Source organism: Shewanella sp. SP2S2-4 (assembly GCF_031932025.1).
GTDB lineage: Bacteria > Pseudomonadota > Gammaproteobacteria > Enterobacterales > Shewanellaceae > Shewanella > Shewanella baltica.
Map to the genome: position 1 here is coordinate 127,790 of NZ_JAUOER010000003.1, position 20,087 is coordinate 147,876.

The 20,087-nt window shown below is 47.0% G+C and carries 14 protein-coding genes; 9 read left to right on the top strand and 5 right to left on the bottom strand.

The genetic code is table 11. The annotated features are described in order from the left end of the window. Positions 1 to 190: 190 nt before the first annotated feature. A complete protein-coding gene (locus Q4Q54_RS04260) occupies positions 191 to 1,792 on the top strand; it encodes a YjjI family glycine radical enzyme (protein WP_311987789.1) in 1,602 nt (533 codons plus the stop codon). After that, positions 1,722 to 2,618: a YjjW family glycine radical enzyme activase gene (locus tag Q4Q54_RS04265; RefSeq protein ID WP_311987790.1), complete on the top strand. Its 897-nt coding sequence runs from the start codon at positions 1,722 to 1,724 to the stop codon at positions 2,616 to 2,618. The genes Q4Q54_RS04260 and Q4Q54_RS04265 overlap by 71 nt, the downstream gene beginning before the upstream one ends. Here the strand turns inward: Q4Q54_RS04265 and Q4Q54_RS04270 are convergent. The 3 genes from Q4Q54_RS04270 to gyrA form a co-directional block, all read right to left on the bottom strand. Beyond that, positions 2,615 to 3,535, bottom strand: coding sequence for a LysR family transcriptional regulator (locus Q4Q54_RS04270; RefSeq protein WP_311987791.1), 921 nt, complete (start codon positions 3,533 to 3,535; stop codon positions 2,615 to 2,617). The genes Q4Q54_RS04265 and Q4Q54_RS04270 overlap by 4 nt on opposite strands. 413 nt (positions 3,536 to 3,948) lie before the next feature. After that, positions 3,949 to 5,040, bottom strand: coding sequence for a 3-phosphoserine/phosphohydroxythreonine transaminase (gene serC / locus Q4Q54_RS04275; protein ID WP_311987792.1), 1,092 nt, complete (start codon positions 5,038 to 5,040; stop codon positions 3,949 to 3,951). 135 nt (positions 5,041 to 5,175) lie between these two features. After that, positions 5,176 to 7,941, bottom strand: a complete 2,766-nt coding sequence (gyrA, locus tag Q4Q54_RS04280; RefSeq protein ID WP_311987793.1) for a DNA gyrase subunit A — start codon at positions 7,939 to 7,941, stop codon at positions 5,176 to 5,178. A gap of 385 nt (positions 7,942 to 8,326) precedes the next feature. Between gyrA and ubiG the strand changes: the two genes are divergently transcribed. The 5 genes from ubiG to yfaE all read left to right on the top strand — a co-directional run bounded on the left by ubiG (position 8,327) and on the right by yfaE (position 14,210). Beyond that, positions 8,327 to 9,037, top strand: coding sequence for a bifunctional 2-polyprenyl-6-hydroxyphenol methylase/3-demethylubiquinol 3-O-methyltransferase UbiG (gene ubiG / locus Q4Q54_RS04285; protein WP_006086768.1), 711 nt, complete (start codon positions 8,327 to 8,329; stop codon positions 9,035 to 9,037). Position 9,038: 1 nt separating this feature from the next. Then, entirely contained in the window at positions 9,039 to 9,710 is a 672-nt protein-coding gene (locus Q4Q54_RS04290; RefSeq protein ID WP_311906185.1) for an HAD-IA family hydrolase, read from the top strand. 525 nt (positions 9,711 to 10,235) lie between these two features. After that, positions 10,236 to 12,524 carry a class 1a ribonucleoside-diphosphate reductase subunit alpha gene (nrdA, locus tag Q4Q54_RS04295; RefSeq protein WP_311987794.1) on the top strand — a complete coding sequence of 763 codons (2,289 nt, stop codon included), beginning with the start codon at positions 10,236 to 10,238 and terminating at the stop codon, positions 12,522 to 12,524. An 83-nt stretch (positions 12,525 to 12,607) separates the two neighbouring features. Next, positions 12,608 to 13,738, top strand: coding sequence for a class Ia ribonucleoside-diphosphate reductase subunit beta (gene nrdB / locus Q4Q54_RS04300; protein ID WP_006081731.1), 1,131 nt, complete (start codon positions 12,608 to 12,610; stop codon positions 13,736 to 13,738). Between the two features lie 37 nt (positions 13,739 to 13,775). Next, complete coding sequence (yfaE, locus tag Q4Q54_RS04305; RefSeq protein WP_259399863.1) at positions 13,776 to 14,210, top strand: class I ribonucleotide reductase maintenance protein YfaE; 435 nt, start codon at positions 13,776 to 13,778, stop codon at positions 14,208 to 14,210. A gap of 37 nt (positions 14,211 to 14,247) precedes the next feature. Here yfaE and Q4Q54_RS04310 read toward each other — a convergent pair whose 3' ends face one another. Beyond that, the gene (locus Q4Q54_RS04310) at positions 14,248 to 14,730 is read right to left on the bottom strand and encodes a YciI family protein (protein ID WP_259509724.1); all 483 of its coding nucleotides are present in this window, start codon (positions 14,728 to 14,730) and stop codon (positions 14,248 to 14,250) included. A 151-nt stretch (positions 14,731 to 14,881) separates the two neighbouring features. After that, positions 14,882 to 16,900, bottom strand: coding sequence for an NADPH-dependent 2,4-dienoyl-CoA reductase (locus Q4Q54_RS04315; protein WP_311987795.1), 2,019 nt, complete (start codon positions 16,898 to 16,900; stop codon positions 14,882 to 14,884). 165 nt (positions 16,901 to 17,065) lie between these two features. On the opposite strand from Q4Q54_RS04315, the gene sppA reads away from it, so the two are divergent. Further along, a complete protein-coding gene (gene sppA / locus Q4Q54_RS04320) occupies positions 17,066 to 18,913 on the top strand; it encodes a signal peptide peptidase SppA (RefSeq protein ID WP_311987796.1) in 1,848 nt (615 codons plus the stop codon). 137 nt (positions 18,914 to 19,050) lie between these two features. Next, positions 19,051 to 20,064 carry an asparaginase gene (ansA, locus tag Q4Q54_RS04325; protein ID WP_006086774.1) on the top strand — a complete coding sequence of 338 codons (1,014 nt, stop codon included), beginning with the start codon at positions 19,051 to 19,053 and terminating at the stop codon, positions 20,062 to 20,064. Positions 20,065 to 20,087: the final 23 nt, after the last annotated feature.

Sequence of the window (20,087 nt, forward strand, 5' to 3'; positions counted from 1 at the left end):
CATTTATTTTCAATCGTAAAACCACATTCTAATGATTTTGACATCGCGGCTTTATCGCAAGAAACCACAAATTGTGACCTCGGTCGGCGGATTTCCATTTCATCAATCAGTGCTGCGGCTATTTTCACTTTTTAAAGCCAGAGTCGCCCAGTAGATTAATGGTCGTCATAGAACTTGCGGATATTACGCCATGTTATTACAAGATAAATTAGTGCAAATCGTCACCAACCCGCAGCTTTCATCTAAGCAAAAATCCAACTATTTAGCGTTGGAGGCAGAGGCGAGCTTGCCCTACATGCCGATATCGACTGAGGTAAAAGCCGCGATGAATGACGGCATTATCTGCGATATGTTTGAAGGCCATGCGCCTTTTAAACCGCGCTATGTGTTGCCAGATTATGCTCGCTATCTAAATCAAGGTTCAGAATATTTAGAGCTTTCACCGGCGCAGGATTTAGATGAAGCCCTCAATGCCTTGACCATCCTTTATCACCACGTGCCTTCTGTGACCAATATCCCTGTATATTTAGGTCAGCTGGATGACATTTTGATGCCTTTCGTTGAAAGAATGGATGCGGAAGTCCTTTATCGTAAATTAAAACTGTTCTGGATCATGCTCGACCGAACCCTGCCCGATGCTTTTATGCATGTGAATATTGGCCCTACAGATAACATCGTTTGCCGCACCCTACTGCGCATTGATGCCGAGTTAAAACAAGTTGCCCCCAATTTGACCTTTATGTACGACCCCGCCGTCACACCGGATGAATTGTTGTTGCTTGCGACCACCAATATTTGTCAGTGCAGTAAGCCGCATATCGCGAATTACCCTCTGCATTCCGGTGCGTTTGATGAGCGCGGTTTTGGTATTGTCAGTTGCTACAATGCCTTGCCATTAGCGGGCGGCGCCAATACCTTAGTTCGACTTAATCTTAAAGAAGTGGCGTTAAAGGCCAATTCTATAAACGATTTTTTTGATACTGTATTGCCAAATTACTGCTCACTCACCTTCGAGCTCATTGAAGCACGCTCGGCATTTTTGCATCAAGAATCACACTTCTTTGACAGCTTTTTAGTTAAAGAGCAATTGATTGATGAATCGCGCTTTGCACCCATGTTTGGTATTTACGGCATGGCAGAAGCCGTGAATATTCTGCGGACATTCACGGCTACTGATGCAACGAAGTTATCTCAACGAGATCAACACACTGGCTATGGTCATCAGACAGATGCAAACCAACTTGGCTACCGTATTTCTGCCACGCTCGATGCCATAGTGAAATCCACACCCGTCGCGCATGGTTACCATGGGCGAGCACTGCTGCATTCACAGGGCGGCATCAGTATCGATAAAGACGTGACCCCAGGCGTTCGCATTCCCTATGGTACTGAGCCCAATCCCATCGCTCATATTCAAGCCTTAGCGCAACATCATCAGTATTATACGGCGGGGATTAGCGATATTTTGACTATCGATGAAACCGTAAAATCCAATCCCCAAGCCATGTTCCAACTGTGTAAAGCGGCGCTTGAGTTAGGCTTTAGGGAATTTACCGCCAATGTGGCCTCTAACGATTTAATGCGCGTGACCGGCTATATGGTAAAACGCTCGGATATTGAAGCGTTTAAGCAGTGCGGCTCACGCCTCAATACCACAGGCTTAGCCGCAGAAGCGGCAGTTAATACGGGGATATTGCAGCGCCAAGCACGAGTCATCGCCCATGAACACTCCCCTTGTGTCTTTGAATTGGCAAGTAATGGTCAGTCAGCTATTGCCCTTTTCCTGCGTTGACGGGCCTGGCAGCAGGCTCGTGTTATTCCTGCAGGGCTGCAACTACCAATGCAAAAACTGTCACAACCCACATACGATAGGCTTTTGCGATGCCTGTGGCGATTGTGTCGCTACCTGCCCTGACAATGCGCTGACATTGATAAACCTCTATAACAAGCCTCGCATTCGCTGGGATAGTGAGCGTTGTAGCCAATGCGATAACTGTCTTGCCGTGTGCCCGAAACAAGCGAGCCCTAAGGTCACGCATTACACAGTTGAGGAAATACTAGGGATTCTGCACAGTCAGCGTCACTTTATTAATGGTATTACCGTGAGCGGCGGCGAAGCGAGTCTGCAACTACCGTTTATTATTGCGTTGTTTAAAGGGATTAAGGCGACAGAGTCGTTATCACACTTAACTTGCATGCTCGATACCAATGGCAGTTTGAATCTAACCGGTTGGCATAAACTGCTGCCGTTTTTAGATGGCGCTATGGTGGATCTTAAAGCGTGGCAGCAAGATACCCATAGATACATTACTGGTCGCGACAACCATGCCGTGTTCAAATCCATTCAGCTATTGGCGCAGCAGCAAAAACTGTATGAAGTAAGATTGCTGCACATTCCGAGCATCACGGATTATGAGCAGGAGATAGAAGCGCTGGCAACCTATTTGCTTCAGCTAGGTGCGGATATGCGGGTCAAGTTAAATGCCTTTCACCACCATGGCGTTGTCGACGACGCGTTAACGTGGCCAAGCTGCACACAAGCCGATATTGAACGCTTAGCCGCAAAGCTTGCAAAGCGAGGCGTCACCAATCTTATCTTACCCTCTTGCTATATTTAGCGACTGCAAAGCAAAATTTGCTCGTACAGCCAGCGCAGCGCGGGATCTTTCATACTTTGTCTATGCCAAACGAGACTGTAAGCCACTTTGCCATATTCTATGGGTAAGGATTTAACGGTTAAGCCTTTAGCTTGGCTGGCAATAGATGCCCAGCGGCGCGAGCAGGTGAAAAGCAGTTCACTGTGGTGACACATTAACGCTGCGCTGCCAAAGTCAGGGACTGAAATGAGTACAGCACGTTTTTTAGATTGCTGGGCGAGCAAAATATCAAAAAATGGCGTACTCAGATCTGTGTCCGTAATGCCAATATGGCGGTAACTTAGGTAATTATCGAAGCTGATCTGCGGCTGTTTAGCCAAGGGATGGGACGAATTCATCAGACAGACCATTTCATCGCTGAACAAGGTTTCCCACACCAGATCGTCTTGAAGAGGATTAGGTTGACTCAGATCGTGGGGTAACAGCACAAAATCTAACGAGCCTTTGATGAGTCCATCAAAACCAATATTGTCTTTACTATAAATATCGAGATGGATATGGGGGGCCAAATTGAGAATATGGGCACTTAATTTGGCGGCCAGCAGTTCAAAGGTACTTTCGCGCATCGCAAGTGAAAAACGCCCCTCAAAATGGGCTGAATTAAACGCATCTTGACTCATGATCTGATTCATATCATTGATCATTTGCTGCACGCTTGGCCCTAGTCGTCTTGCCAAAGGTGTGGCGACCAGTGAGTTGCCATTACGATAAAACAGTTCATCGTTCAAACTGTCCCTGAGCTGGCTTAAGGTTTTACTGACGGATGAGGGGCTAAGACATAAACGTTCGGCGCTGGCGGTTACGCTCAGGGTATCAAGCATCACATGCAAAGTGATCAAGTGCTTCATACTAATGCGCGAAAGCTTGGCCAAATCCATCTGTGACATCCTATTGATTTATCTTCTATGCACACTCAAATGCGTACTTTTAAGCATGATAAACAATAGCATGCAACCAACCCAACACATTGCTGAGAATATTCCCCAGTAATGCGCGTCAGCTCACAGGCTTGCTCACTGCCCTCTCTAATTCAAGCCATTTTTAATCCAAGCCATTTTTAATCCAAGTTATCTTTAATATAAGGTTCTTCCCAAGGTCATCTTGCTTAACGCCACTGTCGATAAATTACAGCCAACAAAAAAGCGAATGCATTTGAGCATTCGCTTTTGGGATGTCTAACTTGGGATGGCTAACTGATGATCAACATTCAATAAGCATAACGTTGATATTCAGGCAGCAAAGCCTAGACACTAAGCGTCGCAAGCTAGTGAGTAACTCAATACAGCTAAGCCTAGCTATGTTTGTTTGCAAACTCATTCATAAACTTGACCAAAGCAACTACACCATCGAGTGGCATTGCATTATAGAGGCTAGCACGCATACCACCTACGATACGATGGCCCTTTAAGGCAACGAGTCCAGCTATTTGGGCTTGCTTTAGGAACTCACTATCGAGCGCTTCGTTAACTAATTGGAAAGTCACGTTCATTTGTGAGCGGTTCGCTGCAACAACCCCATTACGGTAGAAAGCATTACCATCAATGCATTGATATAACATCTGCGCTTTTTGTTGATTAATTTTTGCAATACTCGCAATGCCGCCAATGGACTTAAGCCAAGCAAAGACTTCAGCGGCGAGATACCAAGCAAAGGTTGGCGGTGTGTTGAACATAGAGTCATGCTCAACGGCTAAACGATAGTCCATGATGGACGACTGCGGTAAACTCGGCAGTGTTAACATGTCATCGCGCACTATCACTATCGACAGACCCGATGGACCTATGTTCTTTTGTGCGCCAGCGTAAATCAAACCGTAGCGGCTGACGTCGATTTCACGTGACATAATGGTTGACGATAAATCGGCAACAATTGGCCAAGGTGAGTCTAATTCATCAAAAATTTCGATACCATCTACTGTCTCATTAGGGCAGTAGTGAACATAGCGATAATCGGCATCGATTTTATGTAAATCAGGTAAGACAACCGCATTGATTCCATTGTGTTTTTCAACAATATTCAAGCTATCAATCTGCGCTTCACCCACGAGCTTTTGTGCTTCGGCTAATGCGGCAGATGACCATTGACCACTGACTAAATACAGAGCTCTGCCATGATTACCTAAAAAATTATTCACAACAGCGGAGAACTGTCCACGACCACCGCCGTGCATAAATAGCACATGGTAATTTGTGGGGATCTGCATCAGTTCACGTAAATCGGACTCGGCTTGTTGTGTAAGCGCGATGAACTCTTTACTTCGGTGGCTGATTTCCATCACGGAAACGCCTTGGCCATTCCAATCAAGTAATTCCTGTTGTGCTTTTTTCATTACCGCTGCGGGTAACATTGCAGGTCCAGCACAGAAATTATAAATCGCGCTCACTGACACTCTCCTTAATCCCAACCATGATGTAGGTATTGATAAATACGAAACCATTCTAAAACGAACAATGCTATCAACATCAATGCCATTAAAAAAACGAGCGTCCAATTGGACGCTCGTTAATATGACACTTAATTACTCTTCGTCTTGCTCATCATCAGCAAGTTCGTCTTCATCTTCGTCCAACTCTTCTTCGTCCAACTCTTCTTCGTCATCCAGCGCTTCTTCAAGAGCGTCGTCGGCTAATTCGCCTTCGATAATGACAGGAACAATCGGTAAACCGTTTTCATCCAGCTCGACTTCATCTTCTTCAGTTTGGATTTCGTCGATACGTTGTAGGCCGACCACTTTCTCGTCGCCCGCAGTGCGGATAATCGTTACACCTTGAGTATTACGGCCAATGATAGACACGCCGCCCGCAGGTGTACGCACTAAGGTGCCTTTATCACTGATGAGCATCAGTTCGTCATTCAGACCCACTTGTACTGCGCCAACAACAGCGCCGTTACGCTCGCTCACCTTGATTGAAACCACACCTTTAGTCGCACGGCTCTTCGCAGGGTATTCAGACAGTTGCGTCCGTTTACCGTAACCGTTTTCAGTCACAGTCAGAATCGCGCCATCACCTTTAGGTACGATAAGCGACACGACTTTTTGACCTTCTTCTAAACGGATACCACGAACGCCCGTTGCAGTACGGCCCATAGGACGTAAGGACAAGACTTCTTCACCGGTTTCTGGATCGAGTTTCACTTCGCCTGTTTCAGAATCACGGACTTTCTCACCAAAGCGAACCACTTTACCTTCGTTCGAGAACAACATGATTTCGTCATCACCGTTCGTGATATCGACACCGATCAGTTGGTCACCGTCTTTGAGGTTAACGGCGATAATACCGTTTGCACGTGGGTTGCTATAAGCAGTCAGTGCGGTTTTCTTCACAGTACCGTGTGAAGTCGCCATGATGATGTATTTATCAGCGGCGTATTCACGTACTGGCAGAATCGCCGTAATGCGTTCACCTTCAGCCAAAGGTAGCAAGTTAACAATTGGACGACCACGTGCCGTACGGCTCGCTAATGGCAATTGATACACTTTAAGCCAGTACATTTTACCAAAGTCAGAGAAGCACAAAATGGTGTCATGGGTATTGGCAACTAACAGTTTTTCAACGAAATCTTCGTCTTTTACCTTAGTTGCCGCTTTTCCTTTACCACCACGGCGCTGAGCTTGGTAATCGGTTAACGGTTGATACTTGGCATAACCTAAATGCGACAGTGTGACCACAACGTCTTCTTCGTTGATAAGATCTTCGAGACTCATATCGACTTCGTTGGCATTGATCACGGTACGACGAGCATCACCGTATTCTTCAAGGATTTGAACTAACTCTTCCTTGATGACTTCCATCAAACGCTCAGGACTGCGCAGAATAAACAGCAGACCCGCGATAAATTCGAGCAGCTCTTCGTATTCGGCGATGATCTTATCGTGTTCAAGACCGGTTAAACGGTGTAAACGCAGTTCCAGAATCGCCTGAGCTTGTTGCTCAGTCAGGAAATATTGACCGTCACGGATACCGTATTGTGGCTCTAACCACTCAGGACGCGCGGCGTCATCGCCCGCTTTTTCCAGCATGCCTTGAACGTGGCCTAATTCCCAACCTTGCTCAACCAATTTAACTTTGGCATCCGCAGGCGTTGGCGAGGCTTTGATCAGCGCAATAATCGGGTCGATGTTAGCCAGTGCAACCGCCAGTGCTTCCAAAATATGGGCACGCTCACGGGCTTTACGCAGTTCAAATACGGTACGGCGCGTCACGACTTCACGGCGATGCAGAATAAAGCATTCGAGCATTTCTTTAAGATTAAACAGTTTAGGCTGACCATTGGTCAGGGCCACCATGTTAATCCCGAAAGAACACTGCATTTGCGTTTGAGCATAAAGGTTGTTTAATACCACCTCGCCCACTTCGCCGCGCTTAATTTCGATAACGATACGCATACCGTCTTTATCAGACTCGTCGCGTAGACCGCTGATCCCTTCAAGCTTTTTATCTTTAACCAGCTCGGCAATCTTTTCGATTAAACGGGCTTTGTTCACTTGATACGGGATTTCAGTCACGATAATGCGCTCACGGCCATTATCTTCGGTTTCCACATCCGCCAGTGCACGCATGATCGCGCGGCCACGGCCGGTTTTATAGGCATCAATAATGCCTTTGCGACCGTTGATAATTGCTGCCGTTGGGAAATCCGGACCTGGGATGTATTCCATCAACTGTTCAATCGACAGTGAAGGTTCTTCAATCAATGCCAAACAGCCTTTCACGACTTCCGTTAGGTTGTGTGGTGGGATGTTGGTTGCCATACCGACCGCAATACCCGATGAACCGTTAATTAACAGGTTAGGTACGCGTGTAGGTAGTACAGCTGGGATCTGTTCTGTGCCGTCGTAGTTAGGGACAAAATCCACTGTCTCTTTTTCAAGATCGGCCAGTAATTGGTGCGCCAACTTATCCATACGGATTTCGGTATAACGCATTGCCGCCGCTGAGTCACCGTCGACCGAACCGAAGTTACCTTGGCCGTCTACTAAGGTGTAACGCAGTGAGAATGGCTGGGCCATACGGACGATAGTGTCATAAACAGCAGAATCACCATGGGGATGATATTTACCGATGACGTCACCGACCACACGGGCAGATTTTTTGTAAGGCTTGTTCCAATCGTTCTTCAATTCACTCATGGCAAACAGAACACGGCGATGAACCGGCTTTAAGCCGTCGCGCACGTCTGGTAATGCACGTCCCACGATAACGCTCATGGCGTAATCAAGGTACGAATTCTTTAGTTCGTCTTCGATATTAATTGGCGAAATAGATGATGCCAGATCAGTCATAAACTGCTCGTTCCCCTGAAAAATAGCCGACAACGTATAATCCGTATCATTGCCTAGCCCAAAAACGTGATTTGGCATTCTAACACAGTTATTTAATGTCGCCAGACCTATCATTATCGAATTGAGAGTCTGGTGGCTTAATAGATGAAAACACTGTCAATTTGGTCGTTTGAGCGATAAACAAGCGTTGAAATTCGTGGCTTAGGATGAGAAAAAATCGTCAAAGGGATAAAGTAAAAGGTCGATACGGAGCACAACAATTAACATAAAAGCAGAAAACTGCTGAAAATTCACTCAACCACAAGGGCTTAGCTCAGTCGAACACTTTGTTTATCAAACATAGTCGTTATAATAGCCGCACAATACAGCTACTTCAGGTAATAGCATGCATCAGAATACCAATGTTGACCCACAGGAAATCGCAAAGTTTGAACGTATGGCCGAAACGTGGTGGGATCTCAACGGTGAATTTAAGCCGCTGCATCTATTAAACCCGCTGCGCTTAAATTATATCGATCAAACTGCTGGCGGCATTTTCGGTAAGAAAGTGCTCGACGTTGGTTGCGGTGGCGGGATTTTATCTGAAAGCATGGCCCGTATCGGTGCCGAGGTTGATGGTCTTGACATGGGTGATGAGCCCTTAGAAGTCGCCCGCCTACATGCCCTCGAAACCGGCGTAAGCATTAATTATGTAAAAAATACCGCCGAGACCCACAGCCAAGATCATCAAGCCTATTACGATGTGGTGACCTGTATGGAAATGCTGGAGCATGTGCCCGATCCACAATCTGTGATCAAGGCTTGCTGTGACATGGTTAAACCCGGTGGCTTTGTGTTTTTCTCCACCATCAACCGCAACATTAAATCCTATGTGCACACGATTCTGGGCGCAGAATATTTACTGAAGATGCTGCCAGTTGGTACCCATGAGCATAAAAAATTCATTAAGCCTTCGGAATTGATTGAACTTGTGGACAATACCGATCTTATCTGTACCGATGCATTAGGCATCAGCTACAACCCGCTGACGGGCATTTTTAAATACACGCCTAAAGTTGATGTCAATTACATGATAGCGACGCGTAAGGTTGATTAATATGAGTCTGGCACAGATCAAAGGCGTACTGTTCGATCTCGACGGCACCTTAGCCGATACCGCGCCGGATCTGGTGCAGGCCCTTAATTTAAGTCTTCAAGACGTCGGCATCGCCGCGCAGCCGTTAGCGGCCATGCGCTACGCCGCATCCCACGGCAGTTTTGCCTTAGTCGATGCGGCGATACCCAATGCAGCGAATGATCTTCGCACTCAAGTTCAACAAGGGCTGCTCGCCCACTATCAGCGCATTAATGGCGATCACTGTGCGCTATTCGCAGGTATTGCAGCATTACTCGACTGGCTCGAGTTAATGCAGCTGCCATTTGGGGTGATCACCAATAAGCCAGCGCGCTTTACCCGTCCCTTATTGCGAAAACTGAATTTACACTTGCGTATGCCAGTGATTATCAGTGGTGATTCGACCAAACACCCAAAACCCCACACAGCACCTATGTTATTAGGGGCTCAGCAACTGAACTGCGCTCCAGAGCACATTTTGTATCTTGGGGATGCTGAGCGAGATTTGCTCGCAGCCAAGGCAGCGGGCATGTTAGGTGGCGTTGCCCTATGGGGTTATCTGGGGGTCAACGACAAGCCATCGCAGTGGCCTGCCTACGCGCACTTTGCCAGCCCTACTGAGTTACATCAGGCATTAGCCGACGCATTCGCCTGAAAACTCGCCCATAAAATGGTTAACAAACTTCACTTTTGCACTCGAAGATACACCTTTTACTAAAGTGACTATGCAGACGCACATATGTGTGTTTGCTTGATTTTTTACCTGCGAATAAAATCAGGCTGCGAAAGGTCGGCGGATAAAAGATCGGCACTTGTGCGCGATCGCGATCTAAAGAAAAGATCGCCTAAAAATCCCCCATGAGTGCGACACGCTAACCTGAAATTGAGCTTCAAGGTTAGTCGTTACTAACGCTAAGGCTTATCCTCAACTTATCCACAAGATGTCCCCTGAATTCAGACTTGCAAATAGGGGCAAACCTCACTATCTTGTATCCCAGATAATTTAAAACACCATATCTTGTGTATAGGTAGCAATCAGACACACTAGAAGTTCGCCGCTTAATTGACTTGTTTTCCACCAGTCAGCTGTATTTAAGGGACGGTTATTGATTGTTTTACAAGGATACGTACGGTGAACTTGCTCACCTAAATAGATATAAGAACCAAGGCCTATCTCCAAATGAATAGCACTATGACAGTCACAAAACGCTGTGGCGATCGTGAGAATATCGATCTCGAAAAAATACACCGCGTAATTACTTGGGCAGCCAAGGGATTAAAAAACGTTTCTGTTTCTGAAGTTGAACTTCGCTCGCACCTACAGTTTTTCGATGGCATCCCAACCGAAGCCATCCATGAAACCATTATCAAAGCGGCGGCGGATTTAATTTCTCCAGAATCACCGGACTATCAGTTCCTCGCCGCCCGTTTAGCGGTGTTTCATTTGCGTAAGAAGGCCTTCGGTCAATTCGAGCCGCCAGCACTGTATACTCACGTGACTAAGTTAGTTGAGCTTGGCAAGTATGACATGCACATTCTGCAGGATTACAGCCGCGAAGAACTCGACGTGATGGATACCTATATCGACCATTGGCGCGATATGGACTTCTCTTACGCAGCGGTAAAGCAGCTTGAAGGCAAATATTTAGTTCAAAACCGTGTGACACACGAAATCTACGAGAGCGCGCAGTTCCTCTACATTTTGGTCGCGGCATGTTTGTTTGCCCGTTATCCAAAAGAGACGCGCCTGAAATACGTTAAAGATTTCTATGACGCGGTATCAACTTTTAAACTGTCGCTGCCAACGCCAATTATGGCCGGTGTGCGCACCCCAACGCGTCAGTTTAGCTCTTGCGTACTGATCGAATGTGGTGACAGCTTAGATTCCATCAACGCGACCGCTTCGTCTATCGTGAAATACGTCAGCCAACGTGCGGGTATCGGTATTAACGCCGGTCGTATTCGCGCCTTAGGTAGCCCAATCCGTGGTGGTGAAGCCTTCCACACAGGTTGTTTACCTTTCTATAAGTATTTCCAAACCGCAGTGAAGTCGTGTTCTCAAGGCGGCGTGCGTGGCGGTGCTGCGACCCTCTTCTACCCTATTTGGCACTTAGAAGTCGAATCTCTGCTGGTATTGAAAAATAACCGCGGCGTCGAAGACAACCGTATCCGTCATTTAGACTACGGTGTGCAGCTGAACAAAGTCATGTATCAACGTCTGATCAAAGGCGAAAACATCAGCCTGTTTAGCCCATCTGACGTACCTGGCTTATATGATGCTTTCTTTGAAGATCAAAACGAATTCGAACGTTTATATGTGCAATATGAGCAAGACAGCAGCATTCGTAAGAAAACCATAAAGGCAGTTGAGCTGTTTTCACTGATGATGCAAGAACGCGCTTCAACCGGCCGTATCTACATTCAGAACGTGGATCACTGCAACACCCATAGCCCGTTCGATTCTAAAGTCGCGCCGATCAGACAATCTAACCTGTGTCTTGAAATCGCCCTGCCGACAAAACCATTGAACAACATCGATGATCCTAATGGTGAAATCGCGCTTTGTACGCTGTCAGCACTCAACTTAGGTTCAATCAAAGAATTATCTGATATTGAGCCATTAGCCGACCTCGCGGTACGCGCACTGGATAATCTGCTGGATTATCAAGATTATCCTATCAAGGCAGCACAACTTGCCTCGATGAATCGCCGTACCTTAGGTATAGGCGTAATTAACTTCGCTAACTACTTAGCAAAAAATGGCATGAAGTATTCCGATGGCAGCGCGAACGAGCTGACCCACAGAACCTTCGAAGCGATTCAGTACTATTTACTGAAAGCCTCAATGAACTTGGCCAAAGAGCAAGGTGCGTGTCCGTTATTCCACGAGACCACTTACTCTCAAGGTATTTTGCCAATCGATACCTACAAACGTGACCTAGATAAAATTTGTGCAGAACCGTTGCACTTAGACTGGGAATCACTGCGTAGCGATATCAAGCAATATGGCCTGCGTAACTCGACGCTGTCGGCATTAATGCCATCAGAAACCTCGTCGCAAATCTCCAATGCGACCAATGGTATCGAACCACCGCGTGGCCTTATCAGCGTGAAATCGAGCAAAGACGGTCAGCTAAAACAGGTGGTACCTGATTTCGATACACTAAAAGATAGCTATGAATTGCTATGGAAAATGCCAAGCAACGACGGTTACTTACAGCTAGTGGGTATTATGCAGAAGTTCGTTGATCAAGCGATTTCAGCTAACACTAACTACGATCCTTCGCGTTTTGAAGGCCGTAAAGTACCGATGCAAACCCTGCTGAAAGATTTGCTCAATGCTTACAAGTTAGGTGTGAAAACGCTTTACTACCATAACACTCGCGATGGTGCGTCGGATTCACACGATGACATCACCAATTTAGAGAAAGAAGACGATGGTTGCGCCGGTGGCGCGTGTAAAATCTAGTCTTTAACGTTAACGCGGCTCTTACAAATAAAAAGTATAGGGATCCCGATTGAGTGGATCCCTATCCATTGGAAAATAGCACCATGGCCTACTCTACCTTCTGTCAAACACCCAACGATGCCACCCGTGAACCTATGTTTTTAGGTCAATCGGTCAACGTGGCTCGTTACGATCAACAAAAATATGAAGTGTTCGAAAAACTGATAGAAAAGCAGTTATCTTTCTTTTGGCGCCCGGAAGAAGTAGACGTCAGTCGCGATAAAATTGACTACGGTGCATTGCCCGATCATGAAAAACACATCTTTATTTCTAACCTGAAATACCAAACCCTGCTCGACTCGATTCAAGGTCGCTCACCCAATGTGGCCTTTTTACCACTGGTGTCGCTGCCTGAACTAGAGACTTGGATTGAGACTTGGTCTTTCTCTGAGACGATTCACTCGCGCTCATACACCCATATTATTCGCAATATCGTTAACGATCCTTCAGTGATCTTCGACGATATCGTCGTGAACAAAGAAATCTTAAGCCGTGCAACCGATATCGCTGCTTACTACGATCACTTAATCCAATTGACTCAAGTGTTCCATTTACTCGGCGCAGGGACCCATGTTATCGATGGCAAAGAAGTCATAGTCAATACCCGCACCCTGAAAAAAGCCTTGTACCTGTGCATGATGTCAGTCAACGCACTAGAGGCGATTCGTTTCTATGTTAGCTTTGCCTGCTCATTTGCCTTTGCTGAACGTAAGCTAATGGAAGGTAACGCGAAAATCATTCGCCTTATTGCCCGTGATGAAGCCTTACACTTAAACAGCACTCAGCATATTTTAAGCATAATGCAAGGCGGTAAAGACGATCCAGAAATGGGTGAAATTGCCGCAGAATGCCAACAGGAAGCTTTCGATTTATTCTTCAAGGCCGCAGAGCAAGAAAAAGAATGGGCCAAATACCTGTTCAAAGACGGCTCTATGATAGGTTTGAATGAACAGATCCTCTGCCAATACGTTGAGTTTATTACTAACCAACGCATGAAGTCGGTGAATCTGCCACAACCTTATCCTGAAATAACCAATCCATTACCTTGGATGAAAAACTGGTTAGAAAGCGATGCGGTGCAAGTCGCACCACAGGAAGTGGAAGTGTCTTCATACCTAGTCGGTCAAATCGACTCAGCGGTTGATGGCGATGAATTCCTCGACTTCGATCTCTAAGACGCTCAAAAGTGACATTTAAAATGGCATTGCAACAGTGACATCGAAAAAACGACCACAAAATCTGTTCGCGAAGGCGCCAATCGTGCGCCTTCAAGGTCAACCTGTGTTGCTCTTTACCGAGCAACAAGGCACCTTGCTGCAAGCGCTCGAAGCCAAAAAAGTCAAAATCTTCTCAGAATGTCGCAATGGTTTCTGCGGTGCCTGCAAAACACGCGTCATCAGCGGAAAAGTCAGCTACTTAAACGAACCCTTAGCCGAACTTAAACATGATGAATGTTTACCCTGCTGCTGTGTGCCTACCGAAGATTTAGAGCTCGACTTGTCACCTGAAGGTGCGGCCGTAGTCACCTATGCTGCCAAAGGGTCACAACACATGGGCCGCAACGGCCATTCACCAACACAGAGCGCTATATCCCACGGTTCAAAGCAGCAAGTCTCGCCAACATTCATCGAAGTGTGCGAAAAATGACCTCTGAGTCTGATAGGGGCTAATTGAGCCTAGCGGTTTAAATGTCTTTTTTCGCCATCACCCTATGCAGCTCATTGACCTCTGTCAGCGCCGCACTGCCATACCAAGGTAATAATTCCAGCACTAGACTGCCCGCTTGAATTGCAGGATCGGTTTCCGTTAAGGCTTTTGCCTCTTCAACCGTATTAACGTCAAAGACATAAATACCGCGTAATTCGCCATCGTGTAAAAAGGGCCCCGCCAGCACTAATTTGCCCTCATTGGCAAGGCGGGTGATATTGTCCAAATGCGCCCTTTGCAATTGTTCGGCCTGTGCCTGTGTTCTATCCCGATTAGGGCCCCGCTTTAAAAAAGCCATTACATAGTGCTTCATACCGTATTCATCGGCACCGGCATTTTTAGCACGCTGCGCGTCAAACGGTGGAGTACTGTGGGCCGAAAAACTCACCATTAATCCACATAATAGGCAAGTGATAAGGCTGATGGTGATCTTAGCGTTAAAGACAGTGTTAAGCTGCATAGCGGTTCCCTCTGCGTGGGTTATGGGCGAGTTATGTTGCTTAATTTAAGCATTTAAACCTTAGCGTATTTGCGGCAACTATGTTGAAAAGGCAATAAAAAAGCCTGATTAAGACTCAGGCTTTAGATGCTATATGGGCTTTTGAAAATGACTATAAACGCATCGCCAGTTCGGCGCCTTGGCGAATCGCCCGTTTAGCATCAAGTTCTGCGGCGACATCGACACCGCCAATTAAATGCACTGGCATGCCTGTCGCTTTCATCTCATCCACCAAAGTGCGATTCGATTCTTGGCCAGCGCAGAGGATAACATTATCCACTGGCAATACTTCTGCTTGCTCGCCAACGCGAATATGTAAACCCGCGTCATCAAACTTATCGTAACTCACGCCTGTTTTCATCTTCACATCATGTTGCTTAAGCACAAGACGATGGATCCAGCCGGTGGTTTTACCTAAGCCCTTGCCCATCTTCGACGTTTTACGTTGCAGTAAATAGACCTTACGATGATCGGTATTGTCGGAATGTGGTTCTGTTAGGCCGCCCGCATGCTGGTAAGTTTTATCTATGCCCCACTGTTGCAGCCATTTATCTGGGTCCAAGGTGCTAGATTGGCGCTCACATAAGTAATGCGCCATATCAAATCCGATACCGCCAGCACCAATCAAAGCCACCGTATTACCGACAGTCACTTCACCCGAGAGCACTTTTTGATAATCGACCACCCGTGGGTCATCAAAGCCGGGTAAGACTAAATCACGCGGCACAACGCCTGACGCTATCACTACTTCATCAAATTTTTCGGTCGCCAATACGCTGGCATCGAGGCGAGTGTTTAATCTCAGCTCCACCTTATGCAACTTAATTTGATTGATGAAATAACGGATAGTCTCGTTAAACTCTTCCTTTCCAGGGATTTTACGGGCGAGATTAAACTGTCCACCCACCTCGGATTTCGCTTCAAACAAGACAACATCATGGCCACGCATGGCGGCATAAACAGAAAACGCCATGCCCGCAGGGCCTGCCCCCATCACCGCAATACGCTTTTTATTTGCTGTGGGTAAGAAGTTGATTTCAGTCTCATAACAGGCGCGAGGATTCACTAAGCAGGTTGCGCGCTTGAGGGAAAAGGTATGGTCAAGACATGCTTGGTTACAGCCAATGCAGGTGTTGATAAGCTCCGGAGTGTTCGCCGCGGCTTTATTCACAAACTCAGGATCAGCGAGGAAAGGCCGCGCCATCGATACCATGTCAGCTTGACCAGAGGCGATAATCTGCTCACCAATCTCAGGGGTGTTAATGCGGTTAGTCGCAATTAAGGGCACAGAAACTGATTGTTTGAGCTTTTCAGTCACCCACGCAAAGGCGCCGCGGGGCACACTTGTCGCAATGGTCGGTACGCGCGCTTCATGCCAACCAATACCAGTATTTAAAATAGACACGCCAGCTTGCTCTAACCACTGGGCGAGCTGCACCACTTCATCCCAAGTCGAGCCGTTATCCACTAGATCGAGCATAGATAAACGGAAGATAATGATGAAGTCTTTACCGACTTTTGCCCGTATCGCGTTAACAATCTCAATCGGGAATTGCGCCCGCTTTTCAAACGCACCACCCCATTCATCGGTGCGGGTGTTGGTGCGCGCACTGACAAACTGATTGATCAAATAGCCTTCAGATCCCATCACCTCAACGCCATCGTAACCGGCTTTCTTGGCAAGAGCGGCTGAGCTGGCGTAATCCTTAATGGTCGAGCGCACTTGGCGACTAGACATAGCAGACGGCGTAAAAGGTGTAATGGGTGATTTAATTTTGCTCGGTGCTTGGGAAAAAGGATGATAACCGTAGCGGCCCGCATGCAAAATTTGCATGCAGATCTTACCGCCGGCCTCATGTACAGCCTGCGTGACCACGCGATGCTTACCGACTTGCCAAGGAAAACTCAGCTGACAGGCATGGGGCGTAAGGCGACCGCGAAGATTGGGGGAAATACCGCCCGTTACAATCAAACCCACGCCGCCCAGAGCGCGTTCTTTGTAGAACGCTGCCAGTTTCTCAAATCCGCCCTTTTCTTCTTCCAAACCTGTGTGCATTGAGCCCATAAGCACGCGGTTTTTGAGCTGGGTGAATCCCAGATCTAAGGGTTCTAATAAATGGGGAAACGACATTCAAACATCCTTTTAAAACAAGTGATTTAAATCAGCATACCTTGAGTCAAATCTAAGCTCAACCGTTGGATCGAGGCCATTAGTCAAAATCCTTTACAATTGTGTTTAGCCTGTAGCGCCATTTTCAGTTAGCATGGGCAGATTGGACTTATAAAGGAGTGGCAAATGTCCGCTAACCCATCGTTTTTCAAGAGAATATGTTTGTTTATTTGGCACACCCTCAACGGGACGCGTAAACTGATACTCAATCTGATCTTTTTTGGCATCTTAGCCGCCATTATCATCTCCATTGGCAGCAGCGAAGATATTCAAGTTGAAGATAATTCAGCACTGGTGCTTAATCTGGCTGGTTCGATTGTCGATCAGAAGCAACAGGTCGATCCCTTAGAAGCCGCATTCAAGCAAGGCAATAATGGCAATGCCGATGGGGAAATCCTGCTCGCCGATGTGCTATATGTGATTGATAATGCCGCGCAAGATCAAAGGATAAGTACCCTAGTACTTGATCTAGCCGATTTGAAACGTGCCGGGATCAGTAAGCTGCAATCTATCGGTGATGCGCTCAATCGCTTTAAAGAAAGCGGTAAAAGAGTGGTCGCCATAGGCAATTACTACGAACAAAATCAATATTTCCTCGCCAGTTTTGCCGACACCATTTACCTCAATCCCCAAGGCGGCGTGTCGCTTGATGGTCTGAGTATGTACAACCAGTACTTCAAATCGGCCTTAGATAAACTCAAAATTAAAGCGCATATTTTCCGCGTAGGGACCTTTAAATCCGCGGTTGAACCCTACATGCGTGACGATATGTCCGACGCCGCTCGCGAAGCCAGCAGCGCGCTTTTAGCGGATGTATGGCAAAGCTACACCCAGACTGTCGCAGGCAATCGCAATATTGAGCCTAACTCGCTGGTGCCCGATGCAACCACTTATTTGGCCGAGCTCGATAAAGCCAATGGTGACTCTGCGGCAATGGCCATCAACATGAAATGGGTTGATAGCTTAGCTACCACGGAAGATTTTCGTCAAACCATGCTAGAAACCATGGGCAAAGCCAGCAGCGGTGACAGTTTCAAGCAGGTGAGTTTTTATGATTATTTAACCTTAGTGACGCCATTGCCAAGCTTTGTTGAGCAAGACAGTGTCGGCATTATTGTCGCAAGCGGTACGATTCTGAACGGCACTCAACCTGCGGGCCAAATTGGCGGCGAAAGCACTGCCGAGCTGTTACGTAAGGCCCGTTTCGATAAACACGTTAAAGCCTTAGTGCTGCGCGTCGATAGCCCTGGCGGTAGCGCCTTTGCCTCGGAGCAAATTCGTCAAGAATTACTGGCACTTAAAGCAGCGGGCAAACCTGTTGTCGTCAGTATGGGCAGTTTAGCCGCATCGGGTGGTTATTGGATTTCGGCCAGTGCCGACTACATCTTCGCAACGCCAACCACGCTCACGGGCTCAATTGGGATCTTCGGCATGATCACCACCTTCGAAGATTCTCTGGCCAGCATAGGCGTGCATACCGATGGCGTATCGACGTCGGAATGGGCGGGATTGTCTGTGACGCGCACGCTGTCACCGCAAGTTGAAGCGATTATCCAACGTCATATTGAACGTGGCTATTTAGACTTTATCTCGCTGGTCGCTAAAGAACGTAAAATGACCATAGAACAAGTCGATAAGATTGCCCAAGGCCGTGTTTGGAGTGGTAAAAAAGCCCTTGAGCTTGGCTTAGTCGATGAACTGGGTGATTTAGATGAGGCGATTGCTAAAGCCGCTAAACTCGCTGATATGACACTATTTGATACCCGCGTTATCGAACAAGAACTGACACCAGAGCAACGCTTTATGCAACAGATGTTTGCCTCAGTCTCGAGCTACCTGCCCGCCTCACTGAGCCAATCATCGATGTTAGAGCAAATGCTAGCGCAATGGACCAGCAGCTTGAAAACGTTAACCTCTTTTGATGATCCAAATAACGTCTACATCTACTGCGATACTTGCAACATGATGAACTAAATCTGCCAGCGTCTAGGTTGCAGCTCGCAACTTCAAGATGATGACAAAGACAAAGCCCGGATCTCCGGGCTTTTTTATTGGGTTTATGTCAGTTAAATCGTATAATTCGGCCACTTGAAGCTAAGAAAACGACAAGAATGACTAAACGCTCCATTTATGTTGCCTATACAGGCGGCACCATAGGTATGCAAAAAACCGATAACGGCTTCGTCCCCGTGGCGGGATTCCTGACTCAGTGCGTGCAATCTATGCCCGAGTTTTACCATGAAGAAATGCCGACATTCGTGATCCACGAATATTGCCCACTTATCGACTCTTCCAATATGGCGCCGACTGATTGGCAGATGATCGCTGATGACATACAAGCTAATTACGATAAATACGATGGCTTTGTGATCCTCCATGGCACAGATACCATGGCGTATACGGCTTCGGCGCTGTCGTTTATGCTGCAAGGCTTGTCAAAACCTGTGATAGTAACGGGCTCACAAATTCCCCTCGCCCAGCTGCGCTCAGACGGACAAACTAATTTATTAAATTCACTCTATATTGCGGCGAATTATCCGGTCGCAGAAGTGTGTTTATTCTTCAACAACAAACTCTTTCGAGGTAATCGCTCGACTAAGGCCCATGCCGACGGTTTCGATGCTTTTGCTTCGCCTAACTTCCCGCTACTGCTTGAAGCTGGGATCAAAATCAATCTGCGCGCTGGCAAAATCACCGTTGCCAACGATACCCCATTGGAAGTGGCGCATATTAGCCCGCAGCCTGTCGGTGTGGTGACTTTGTATCCAGGTATCTCGACCCAGATTTTTGAGAACATTCTGCAGCAGCCGGTTAAAGCCCTCATACTACTGACATTTGGTGTGGGTAACGCGCCGCAGGATGCTGCCTTACTCAAAACCTTAAGGCAAGCGGATGAACGTGGCATAGTGCTGGTGAATCTTACCCAGTGTTTCCAAGGTAAGGTGAATATGGGCGGCTACGCCACAGGCAATGCACTCGCAAAAGCGGGCGTGATCAGTGGCGCCGATATGACTATAGAAGCAGCCTTAGCTAAACTGCATTATTTACTATCTAAAAATTTGCAGCCAGCCGAGATAAAAGCAGCCATGTTACAAAACTTGGTCGGTGAATTGAGCATAGATTAAAGATAGTGTCTGTTAATCTGTTC